We start from the raw sequence: 11664 nt of genomic DNA on the forward strand, positions 1-11664 counted from the left end.
GGTATTTTTCGTCAGGACGTTTCGGATTAAGCACCGCCACAGCCGGCGGAAGCACGTCGAGGGGTTCGTGATGATCTGTAATGATCACGTCAATTCCCAGTTCTTCGGCAAACCTGACTTCTTCGACATTGGAGATCCCGCAGTCCACGGTAATGATCAGGTCATACCCTGTCTGTTTCAATCTCTTGATTGAATCAATGTTCAGGCCGTAACCCATGCACTGGCGCTCGGGAATATAATAATCCACCCGCTTGCCGATCTGCAGAAAAAAATTATAAAGCAACGCGATGGAAGTGATCCCGTCCACGTCATAATCACCAAAAATGATGATTTTTTCATTGCCTGCTACAGCCTTCTTGATCCGTTCCACGGCCAAATCCACACCGGACAGGAGTTCCGGGGAATGCAGCATTTTCAAGTCCCCGTAAAGGAACATCTGTGCCTCAGCTACACTGTTCACTTCACGGTTGACCAGAATTCTGGCGATCACTTCAGGCAGCTTGAGAGTCCTGCAAATCTCACCGACCAAATTCTGTTTATGCGCCTGCACTTCCCATTTCATTCCAACACACCCGTCAGTTGTTGGGTCAAACAGCCGTTTGCCCTTACAAATTATTTCGTAGTCATCACGTACACGCCGTCCCAGTCTGCTGAAGGTGGATCCTTCTTGAATTCCTCGCAGCGATCAATATAGATCTTGCTGGTCTTGTCGTGCTTCATTTCATATACTTCGTGGAACTTGGCAATGGCCTCATCCCATTTCATCTGCTTGTATAATGCTAAGGCTTCAGAAAAACAATCGAGGTATTTAAGGTCCATGCTGGCTGCCTCACTTTTTTCGGCGATCAGTTCATAAATCCCGGTAGGTTTGAACTTGCCTTTGACGCGTACCAGATCAACTTCTCTGAGAATAAAGTCGTCCTTCACGAGTTCCATGGTGTTGTCGGAAATCAGGGTACGAACTCCATATTGTTTGCAGGCCGGTTCCAGACGGGCAGCGGTATTCACGGAGTCGCCCAGAATCGTGTAATTCATGCGCTTGCTCGAACCCACGTTGCCGACGATCACTTCACCAGTGTTGATGCCGATGCGGATGTCGATGCGAGGGAGTTTCTGCTCTTCCCATTTCTTCTGCAGTTCCCCGAGTTTTTTGAGCATGCGCAGCGCTACCTGACAAGTGCGCTTGGCATGGTCGGCCATGGGCACAGGCGCACCCCAGAAAGCCATTACTGCGTCTCCGATGAATTTATCGAGCAGGCCGTTGCTCTCAATCACGATGTCGGCCATTGTTCCAAGATATTCGTTGAGCAGGGAAACCAGGTCTTCCGGACCCAGAGCCTCGGAAATGGTTGTGAATCCGGCCACGTCTGAAAACAGGATCGTGATCGTCCTCTTTTCTCCGCCCAGCTTGAGCTTGTCCGGGTTCTTCATCAGTTCAGTAATGACATTCGTATCTACATAGTTGGCGAACACTTTCCTCAGTTTCAGCTTTTCCTTCTGTTCAGTGAAATACTTGATTCCCAGTACATAGAAAAAGTTGATGCACAGTCCCAGGGAAGGTGTCAAGCAGTCAAAAAAGTATCTGTCGTTGTGCAACACCATTGCAGAACCCAGGACTAAAACCAGTATGATGGTTACGAGGAAAAAAGTGCTGGAGATAGGTTTGAAAAAATAAAACACAAAATAGCTCAAACACATCATCAGGAAAAATGACAGACCCAGAACCCGGGAGCTGATTTCAAAGATCTGCAATCTGTAATAAAGGCTGTTGTAAATATTCGCATGCAGTTCGACTCCTGTCATTCTCTTGTTGGATTCCACTTTCCAGGGAGTGATTACAAAATCCTGATCTTCAAGGGAAGTCGGACCGACCATCACTACATTGTCCCTTACCAGATTTTCGATTTCCTTTTTCTTCTCTTCCCAGATCTTGTCATCCAGGAAATAATAAAGGGGAATCTGCGGTATGGTACCGGTTCCACCCCAGAACGTATGGTTAATCTTTGCAAAGCTGCAGAAACGGGAATCTACATACTTAACTTTGAAATTCTGATATTCGGGTTCTTTACCCTGTGCATTTTTAGTGGTTGAAACTTCAGCCGAATTGCCAGGACCGTTTTCTTCATCCGAGAGAGATCCCATGGGAATTCTCATCAGGTTCGGATATCTGTCCAGCACGAATTTCGCATTTTCCGGTTTGGAATAATTAGCTGCCAGGAAAAGGCTCAAGGCAAAGGAATAATACTCAACTGGATCTTCCACTTTTTTCCCCTTGAACCACAGGTATGAACAGCGAGCTGTGCCATCGTCATCAAAAGGCATATTGATCGCACCGAACGAGTAAGCAAGATCTGAAATTCTCTTATATGGCTTCACCATCTGAAAATTAAGGGAGTTATCCGGCATTTTTTCTTCCAGCATTTTGGTTGCCAGAACCACTCTTGAAACGTTGCGGATCTTCTGGATTGACTTTTCAAACTCCATGTCAGCTTCCGGGGGGACAGTTTCATCCTGGAAAATGAAATCGAAACCGATGGCTGCAGGTTCCATGGGCTGCAGTCTGTCGAGTACTTTGGCAAAGCACCAGCGGAACAGGGACCTGTCGTTCTGATTGAAAACTCCAATTTCTTTGGTGTGCTCAGCAAGATAGCTGTAAGTTTTGTCGTCCCTGGCTACTATGACTGCCTTGCTCGGGAACTGGTCGGCTGCAGGAGTATCGAAGTGCACCATGCGGTCATATGACAGCAGCGCCAGTTTAGGAAACATCGGATTCAGGTATAAAAAATAGGTCAGAAGTACTGAGATGATCAAGGGAAACAATAAAAATTTCTGAAGTTTGGCTTTCATTAACTGCTCCAATGCTGAAAATGACGGCATCCAGCCTCCGGAAAATGTCCCGCTCTGATTTTCAAAATACGAACATTTTGCAAGAGGCTCTATGAACAGTCAGTAGGTTGCAGGAAAGACTTCAAGTTAGGTTAATTCGGAAATGGTCAGGAAAATTGCTTGTTTAGAGTGATTTACATCTAGACCCTGCTCCAGTCATCAACTATTCATATTTTCAAAAAATTATAATGCTGTGATTTGATATTGTCAAAATTTTATAGTGAAAACATTGCCCGGAGTACCCGGTAATATCAGCCTGTATTCATCCGGATCCAGCCTCAATCCGAATTCGCCCTGCCAGGTGACTAAACCTGAGAATTCGGACAGATCATTCAACTGTTCATACGGCACAGTCCTGGAGGGAGCGATCAGCAGACCCTTGTATTTCATGAGCAACTGGCTCTGCCAGTCTATGCCTGAGGTTTCAAAGGAAGGAAGTTGGTTTCCGCTAAAATATCCTGGAGATTTTCTGAAAAAATAGGTGCAGTAGAGTGTCCTGGCAGGCAGTATTTTACTTTCTCCATTCAGAGAATATTTTTCCAGGTAGATAAAACCTCCCTCAGAAGGAAGCTTGGCATTGAAATAATACCTTACAATCTTCAATCCCTCGGTCAATGTAAATTTCCAGTGATCCACAGTGCATTTCCGCAGGTTGTAGAGATAGAATTCACAGATGCGGGGGTTTTCATTTACAGACAGCCTGTAACGCTCAATCGCTTTGTCATAACTGTAATATGTACTCATCAGTTTTTCCATTTCTGCATTGATCCTGAAAAATCCCCAGAGCCTATACCCATATCTGATGAACCTCAGTTCACCACCTTCAATCACAATCACCTGGGTTTTCTTATACACAGGGTCTAAATCGCCGTCGATCGCAATTTCAGGCTTTTCGCGCATGACTTCCAGGGTACCGGTAGGAGCGTTCAGTGGAAGTTCCGCTGAAGTCGACCGTAAATAATTCAGCCCCAGGCAGTTCAAAGCTTTCTCAAGATCGCTGCAGCGGGAAAACACTTCGAACAGATCTCTGTTTTCTTCAAGGATCGGTGAGAAATTGTCGAGTTTCTGCTCAATCGAATCCAGCTGTAGGATTTTCTGGCAGAGCTCATGTTCTGCAGCCCAGAAAACATCACCTGCCTGAAGATACGAAAATCTGCAGATCAGCACCATGAGAAACGCATGTTTTCTCATGCCCGGCTCCCTTGGTATTTTTTCATGAATTCCAGCCCCTGTTCCCTGGTGATCGTGATTCCATCCATGTTCCGGCAGTCTCTGCAGATTTTCAGATCATTGAATTTACCCTCGAGCATTGCTTCCCGGACTGCTTTGGCCTGCTGAGAAAACCAGAGCTCGTCGAAACTCAGCTCGTGCAGGTTTCCAAGCGCCAGTTCGCCGAGCGGATCATTGCAGCACATATTGAGAGTCCCGTCCCAGCGTACTACAGGTTTGAAAAATGGCGCAGCGCAGGGAGGTCTTGTCCCGAAATATTCCAGCGAAAAAGGTGGAAACTGATTGTCCCGTTCAATCACCAGGCGGAATCCGTCTTCTTCATGGCTTTTCAAGCCAAAGGATGCCTTGACTTCGTCGAACAGGCGGTCTGTTTCAAGCTGCCTGGACTCTGGTTTGAAATTGGGGCGCTTGATCCAGACAGTATCCTTAAATATTTTCGAAACTTTCAACAAGTCCAGTTTCCAGGTTTCGTGAGGATAAATTGGATGATTGACAGTGAATATCTCAGCAGGCCATAAGGAGCATCCCGAATCATGCTTCGGATATTTCGCTCTGTACGATTCCTTGTCAAAATGCGCTTTGGCAGCCTGAAAAACAGCGTTACTGCGCGAGCAGTTCCGGAAATACTCCTTCCAGTAATCAATAAATGCAGGCAGCTCTTCCCTGTTTGCCTCTTGCAGCAGGAACTGAATCCGCAAAGCAGGCAGCAGCTGACCTAGAGTTTCGCGGGTTTCCACAAATTTCCGGATATTGGAAAGCACTTTATCGAGTTCTCCGCCGACCCGGATGCGATTGTAATTTTCCTTTTTTATGGAATCTAGAGAAATCGTCAGCATCGGCATTTTGATATCTGAAAAAAGCAGCAGATCCCTGATTCTGCCGTCCAGCTTCATCCCGTTAGTATGCAGATCGATCTGGGCGAACAGCGAGTCCTGTTCCATTAAAAGCAGCAGCAGCGAAAAAATGTGATCAAAATCAGGATGTAAAAGAGGTTCCCCGAACCAGAAAAGCTGGATCTCGAAAAAGCGCATCCTGGATTTTTTTAAGTCGTCCATGATCTTGCGGAACAGCCCGGGATGCAGAAATCCACTCTCTTTTCCATGCACTTCCCTGCTTCCCATGCCCTGATTGCAGGACGGGCAGGCCAGATTGCACCTGTCGGTCAGCTCCAGCTGCAGGGTGTGCTTCTGATAAGGGTACAGCTCACGGATCAGGCGGAAGTAGTCGGAATTCATCAATGGATTTCTTCCCTTTAGAGGATATTTAGTAATGCAATTTTAAACATTATAACAAATCCCTACAATCATGACAGCGAAGTATAGTTCATATTTTTCATCTTCTATCTTCCGATGCAGCAGATTGTAACTGGAATCCCCAGTTATCAGGGATACAATCAAATCATCAGACCGGATGATGGCAGATCTCTGAAAATCATCCGGGAAAAAGCTTCAAAAATAGGAGGTATGCAATGAGAAAGCAAGTAATGGGAGTGCTGGCCGCAGCTGTGCTGTCGATCAGCCAGGCTCCGAGCCAGGCTGCGGGAAGCCTGAATGATATGCCAGAGGTCATGTTCCAGACAGAGGCCAGAAGCATCGGAATTGTGGTGAAACTGCTGGACACGGCCAACACGGATTGCGACAAGGCATACCGTGACCTTTTCGATGTATTCAGATACAAGGTTGGGCTGTTCGAGCCAGGAGCACTTCCAGCAGCGGAAAAACTTACTGCAGTCAAGGCTGATTTTGATTCCCTTTCCGCGAAAATCACGGCCGGACTTGCCGAAACAGTCAAACAGGTCAACGTGCTCAAGACTGCCTACCGCGATTATGTCTATGATTTTTATGACGAAAATGGACATCATTATTACGAGGACCGCTACAACATCGCCACAATACTCTCAACCGGCAAGATTTGCCAGGATGCTTTCCAGTCCTGCATTGCTTCCTTCACCGCCCTGGACGCCAAAAGCGTGAAAAACAATTTCAATGCCAGCATCTCTCCCTACCAGTATCAGATGGAACGCCTGGTGCGCCAGCTGGTCTGGGGACTGGAAAACCGTGGCAACGTAAAATCACTGAACAATCCGGGAAGTCTCGGGCACATCCGCATTCTCGAGGCAATTGAGCGCAATCTGAGTTCCATTGCTTCCAGTTGCAGGCGGATCGACTCTCTGCTCAGCGAAAAGCCGGTTTCTCTTGAAAAACTGGAATGGCTCAAGCAGAGACTGCTGCCGCTTCTGGATGGCAATGTTTCCCTGGTGGACGAGGTGAATTATGGTCTTGAAATTCTGCCGCAGACCTTGGTGAATCCGGGCCAGTATGATTTCAGCCCCGCAGTGCAGAGTGTGAAGATCGCTAAAGATGCCGCTTATGAGGCCTGGCGTATGCTGGATCTGGACATGCAGGGCGAAAACTGGGAGATCACTGTATCTTCAGCCGCTGCAGCCGAACAGGCGTACAAATCGGTAGAGAAAGAGATCGCATCATTGAAACAGCAGATAAAATAACTGTATCTGATTCAAGAAGGGGTCCTCAAGGCCCCTTCTTTTTTGGATCTTGCAGCATGCCGTTCTGTATTGCCAGCTCGATTTCAGCTTTGCTCAAAGGCAGCGCGTCAATGTTTCCGCAATGTTCGCAGCGGGGGTATGCCGATAAATCTCCGCTCAGCTGACTGCACCGCAGGTCCTGGTAAACAGCCGAGAGCCAGGCATCGGTCAGGTTCATTTCAGTGAGTGAAGGCAGTTTCACCTCGAATTCATAGTCAGAGCAGCAGGCAGCCAGGCGACCATCCCAGTTCACTGTAACTGTTCTGAATGGGGCCGGGCAGGCAGGTCGCACAGGTGACACTGATTTCAGTGTTTTTCCGTCGATCAACTGCATCACTGTCTGACGCTCGATGCCTTCTGTAAGAAGAACTTTTGGAGACATCAGTCCGAGTTCCACAGCAGTTTCCTGGAACAATCTCTCGAATTTTGCCTGTAGAGGGAGATATGCTACGCGGAGGTAAAGGCAGTCTGCAGTCTCATGCGGTGAATTTACAGTTACAGTGACTTCCCTGCCCAGATCAGCGAACACCTGCTGCCAGTGCGAAAGAAAATTCCCGGCAGCTGAACGATTTTCAGGCAGAACTATGAACCCCAGCACGACCTGCGGTTGAATGCCAAAATTCTGCCGCTTTTTAATAAAATCAACAATGTTTCTCTCCACCAGTTCATAATCGTCGCTGCGCTTGATGTTGAAAAAATCTTCCCTGCCACCTGCGTCCAGCGAAAAATAAAGCCTGAACATGAGATCAGGAAATTCACGGCAGAAATCCAGGATCAGGCTTCCGAAGTCCTGATTAAACAGTGTTCCGTTAGTATGCAGAAAGAATTTATGAAAAAAAGGCTTCCTTCGGTACTGATCAAATATCTGTCTCAAGAATTTCAGGGTAAGGGGATGCAGAAACTGCTCACCGAACCAGAAAAAATTGAAGACGTCAAAGTTGATTTCATTTTTCTCAATGTCGTCCATGATCCGTCTGAAAAGCCCTTCATCCATGAATCCTTTTTTTCCCTGATGAAACGGCAGCGGTCCCAATCCACCTGGGTGCCCGTAACCCTCGCAGGCATTCTGGCCGCAATGGATGCATTTGAGGTTGCAGTGGTCTGTAATGCCGATCTGGAATGATGGAATCTTCATTGAGCCTCTTGCATTTTATAATTATTTTACAGAGAACGCCTGGCTTTGTAAACGCTGTGCAGCAAATTGTAACTGGAACCCATCCACAAGTTGATTAGAATGGATTTAAGGAAAGCAGGAGGGGGAAATCATGAAAAACACAATTCTAGTCGTTTTCAGTGCAATTATTTTAGGCGTGAGCAGCCTGTGGGCGGAAGATGTTGTCTTGAATGCCGTCCAGCCAACTGATCTTTCTGCAGTTGAAAAATATTTTTCCAAAGACTCAGGTGGAAACGATAATATTGATCCTGATGGACTCCCGGAAATCACAAGAGATACACAGGGACGGATGTTCATGGTGAAAGACGGACACTCTGTTGCTTACGGCACCTATGTGCGGATGATCGAGAAATTCGATAAAATGACTGCCAATATGCCTGACTATCAGAAAGAAATGTACAGAACCAGCATTCTCAAGTCGATCGAACGGGCCATCAAGATGGGCAACCTGACTGCGGACGAAGGAACTGAGTTGAAAGGGAAACTCGGGATCAGCACAGATTATACACCTCAGTCCATTGCTTACCCTACCTTTGTGCGGATGATCGAAAACTTCAATAAACTTCCTGACAGCCTGCCCGCGAGCTACAAGGAAACGGTCAGGCAGAGCATAGTCCAGTCAATCGAACGGGCCGTGCAGCTTGGCAACCTCACTCAGGCCGAAGCGGACAGCCTGAAGAAGACCCTGGGAGCTGGGGATGGATATGTTGCACATTCTCAGATGTATCCCACTTTTTTGAGAATGGTGGAGAATTTCAACAAGCTGCCTGACAACCTGCCTGCCAGTTATAAAGAGGGAATCAAACAGACCATACTTAAGAAGATCGAGACTGCACTGAGCTCAAAACAACTTAAACCGGAAGAAGCTGCTGAACTGAAAAAAAAGCTGGGCGTGGATGTCACACCTGTGCCTGACGACAACCCGGCTCCAACACCAGCCGATAATACACCGTCCAATGATCCGAACAATACTCCTGCTCCTGCGCCAGACAACAACACGCCGTCCAATGATCCAAACAATATCCCGGCTCCAGCCACACCCTCCAACACTGAGCCGGCCAACAATCCTACTCCCTCACCTGCTCCAAGCGACTCGCAGGACGATAACTGGCTGCCCTGCCCTGTGATGCCGGTTACTCCGGCTGAACCTGTCCCTTCAAACGACAATTCCGAAGAAAACTGGCTGCCTTGCCCGTAAACCAGTGGACTGTCAACTAAGTTTTTACATGCAGCCATTACTCCGGCTGCTTTGATTTACTTGATGGTCGGATAGACTGTACTTTCAGACTCAGGTTGGCCCGCCCGGTCCTTTATTGGAAATGCTCTTGGCTTTCTCCTGATCCAGCAGATCCCTGATCCTGTCTTTCAGGGTCTGGGGAACAGTCTCAGACTTCGGCTTTTCCACGACTGTCTCTTCCGATTTCTTGATCATTTCCCGGACATCGTCCTGGGTCACGACTTTCTCATGCTTGATCGGGGCATCTGATACATCCGGAATTGCCTCGATCACGAGTGATTTCCCGCATTCAGGGCAGAAGTTGGTGATTTTATTCTTGATATTTCCGCACCCCCCGCAACGCATGATGAAGTAATCAAGGTCGCGGTGGACCAGTTCTATCCCGCAGCTCGGACATGAAGTCAGTGCCATGCTGAAGGTCTGGTATTTACAGCTTGGGCAGACTTTGATCGTGGTCTTGGCAGGTTTTATTTTCACTCGCAGTCCGCAGTTTTCGCAGAAATTGTAACCCTTCAGATGGTAAAATCCGCATTGAGGGCAGGATTTCGGAGAAACACTGTCCAGTGTCGAAGGCTCCTGGAGCGGGGCATAGACATTTGTAGGAGCGGAGATCGATGGACTGTCGTCATTTTTTTTATTGTCTGCATCTTTCCAGCTGGCAATGCTGGCCTGCCATTTGCCGGCCTGATTTTTCTCCCAGCCTTCGAAATCCATTTTCACGTTTTTTACGCCCCTGATACCCTTTACAGCCTGTTCCAGCTGGTACAGAAATTTCGGTACTTCCTGGGGAGATATGTCTGCGCCGGTAAAATGCAGGACTCCCGCGATCGTGACAGAACCGCCGTTGCACCCGAATCTGACCCTACCGGTATCCATCCTCCTGGTGACCATTTCCCGGCGCAGCAGGTTGTTGACTTCAAAATCGGAAATTTCAGTGGACATGTTTTATCCTTTATGCAGGAGACTCGGCAAGACTTTTACGGACATGGGCGACAATCAGTTCCACGGCCTCCACCAGGCTGGTTTTCATCGAACATCCTGAGGCTTTGGTATGTCCGCCTCCGCCGAATTTTGTGGCTGTCAGGCTGCAGTCTGCATTTTTAGTGCGGAATTCCACCAGCACTTCGCCAGGGGACGCCTCCATGAAATAGATCCCATACTCGCAGTCTTCCAGGTTTTTCACCTGGTAAAATACCCCGCTGGCCCAGATATCTGTGATGTGGGGAGTGATCTTTTTCCATTCTTCAAATGGAAAATCCAGGTAATAAATACCGTTGCCGGCGTTTTTCAGGCGTGACAGACCCAGGCTCAGCAACTGGAGATGAGCGGCAGTTTTGGAACACTCCACCAACCGGTTGACGGCAGTCAGATCAGCTCCCAGCTCCAGGATTTCAGACACTGCCCGCAGCGTCCTGGCACCGACATTATCATTCCTGAAAAATCCCGTATCCGAGCAGATGCCGATCAGGAGATAATAAGCGGTCCTGGCAGTTATCAGGTCTTTGAACAGCCAGTAAATCATTTCTGCGGTCGAGGAATAATCCGGATAGAAGATGTTTAAATCCCCGTATCCAGTGTTAGTGGGATGATGATCAATATTCACGCTTCGCTTCCAGGTAGCCTGCCCAGGCAGCACAAGCCGTTCAAAATTTCCGCAGTCAAGTGCAACCATGAGATCAAACTCGCCGCTGATTTCTGCCGGATCGAAATGGAAATTCCTGTCTGTTATCGTTTTTTTCAGCTTTTCCCAGAGCGTTCCCTCAATCAAGGCCTGGCATTCCATGGTGGGGTAAGCGCAGGTAAGAAGTTCAAGCAGGCCCACCACGCTGCCAAATGCGTCTCCATCGGGCCGCAGATGGGTCACGATCAGAGTCCTTTTGGACTCAGCCAGGGCAGTTCGCAATTCAGTGTTTATCATTTACCAGGGTTAAGCTCCAGATTTATTTTCTCGTTCGCTTCATTGAGATATGTCATGCTGTCGCCTTTTTCCGTCAGAGCTTTGTCAAGAGTCTGCTCCAGGATCTGCCTTCCGTTGTACCATTCGGGCATCCTGGGCTCATAGTCAGAATATTCAAGCTGAGAGATCGGTGCTTTGAGCCTGGGATCTCCGGCAAAGGCGTCTCTCATCAACGGAGTTTCAAGAGCTGAGCGGCGCACAGGCACATAAGAGGTTTTAAGGGACCAGAAAGCGGTCTGAGCCGGTTCAGTGAACCACTTGAGAAATTTCCAGGCTGCTGCTTCCTTTTCAGGATCCTTTTTGAAAATCACGACATTTGTGCCCGATACAATCACGCCATTCTTCCTGAAACCAGGAAGCGGAGCTATCCCGTAGTTAAATTTAATGTCCTTTTCCATGAAGGCCTTGGAAACGCAGGAACCCACCACTATGCCGTTTTTTCCGGCGATAAAGTCGTTCTGGTTGTCGAAACCCTGTGTCTTGTAAGCTACTTCCTTCAAGGTCTTGATCAGGTAATCCAGGGATTCACGAGCTTCATTGCTGTTGAAAAGAGCTTTCTTTCCGTCATCGGAAATCAGCTTCCCGCCTGCCTGCAGAATCATGCAGTCAAAAATCCAGCTCGAAGTGGTGATGCC

10 protein-coding genes are annotated in these 11664 nt (G+C 47.9%); 2 read left to right on the top strand and 8 right to left on the bottom strand.

Features of this window, described 5'->3' with window-relative positions:
- The 4 genes from PHW04_18320 to PHW04_18335 all read right to left on the bottom strand — a co-directional run.
- The coding region (locus PHW04_18320; GenBank protein MDD2717847.1) for a DHH family phosphoesterase at positions 1 to 562 on the bottom strand (562 nt) is incomplete at its 3' end.
- Between the two features lie 50 nt (positions 563 to 612).
- On the bottom strand, positions 613 to 2847 hold the full coding sequence (locus PHW04_18325) for an adenylate/guanylate cyclase domain-containing protein (protein MDD2717848.1): 2235 nt from the start codon (positions 2845 to 2847) through the stop codon (positions 613 to 615).
- A 246-nt stretch (positions 2848 to 3093) separates the two neighbouring features.
- Complete coding sequence (locus tag PHW04_18330) at positions 3094 to 4077, bottom strand: hypothetical protein (protein ID MDD2717849.1); 984 nt, start codon at positions 4075 to 4077, stop codon at positions 3094 to 3096.
- A complete protein-coding gene (locus PHW04_18335) occupies positions 4074 to 5351 on the bottom strand; it encodes an SPASM domain-containing protein (protein ID MDD2717850.1) in 1278 nt (425 codons plus the stop codon). The genes PHW04_18330 and PHW04_18335 overlap by 4 nt, the downstream gene beginning before the upstream one ends.
- A 233-nt stretch (positions 5352 to 5584) precedes the next feature.
- Between PHW04_18335 and PHW04_18340 the strand changes: the two genes are divergently transcribed.
- Complete coding sequence (locus PHW04_18340; GenBank protein ID MDD2717851.1) at positions 5585 to 6622, top strand: hypothetical protein; 1038 nt, start codon at positions 5585 to 5587, stop codon at positions 6620 to 6622.
- 25 nt (positions 6623 to 6647) lie between these two features.
- Here PHW04_18340 and PHW04_18345 read toward each other — a convergent pair whose 3' ends face one another.
- Complete coding sequence (locus PHW04_18345; protein ID MDD2717852.1) at positions 6648 to 7796, bottom strand: SPASM domain-containing protein; 1149 nt, start codon at positions 7794 to 7796, stop codon at positions 6648 to 6650.
- 130 nt (positions 7797 to 7926) lie between these two features.
- On the opposite strand from PHW04_18345, the gene PHW04_18350 reads away from it, so the two are divergent.
- Positions 7927 to 9033, top strand: a complete 1107-nt coding sequence (locus PHW04_18350) for a hypothetical protein (GenBank protein MDD2717853.1) — start codon at positions 7927 to 7929, stop codon at positions 9031 to 9033.
- A gap of 90 nt (positions 9034 to 9123) precedes the next feature.
- On the opposite strand, the gene PHW04_18355 is transcribed toward PHW04_18350, so the two are convergent.
- From PHW04_18355 to PHW04_18365, 3 genes are all read right to left on the bottom strand, one after another.
- A complete protein-coding gene (locus tag PHW04_18355) occupies positions 9124 to 10014 on the bottom strand; it encodes a zinc ribbon domain-containing protein (GenBank protein MDD2717854.1) in 891 nt (296 codons plus the stop codon).
- A 10-nt stretch (positions 10015 to 10024) separates the two neighbouring features.
- Positions 10025 to 10990: a bifunctional oligoribonuclease/PAP phosphatase NrnA gene (locus tag PHW04_18360; GenBank protein MDD2717855.1), complete on the bottom strand. Its 966-nt coding sequence runs from the start codon at positions 10988 to 10990 to the stop codon at positions 10025 to 10027.
- Positions 10987 to 11664, bottom strand: a 678-nt coding sequence (locus PHW04_18365) for an extracellular solute-binding protein (protein ID MDD2717856.1), incomplete at its 5' end; no start/stop codon positions are given. The genes PHW04_18360 and PHW04_18365, both read right to left, overlap by 4 nt.

Source organism: Candidatus Wallbacteria bacterium (genome assembly GCA_028687545.1).
Classification (GTDB): Bacteria; Muiribacteriota; JAQTZZ01; order JAQTZZ01; family JAQTZZ01; genus JAQTZZ01.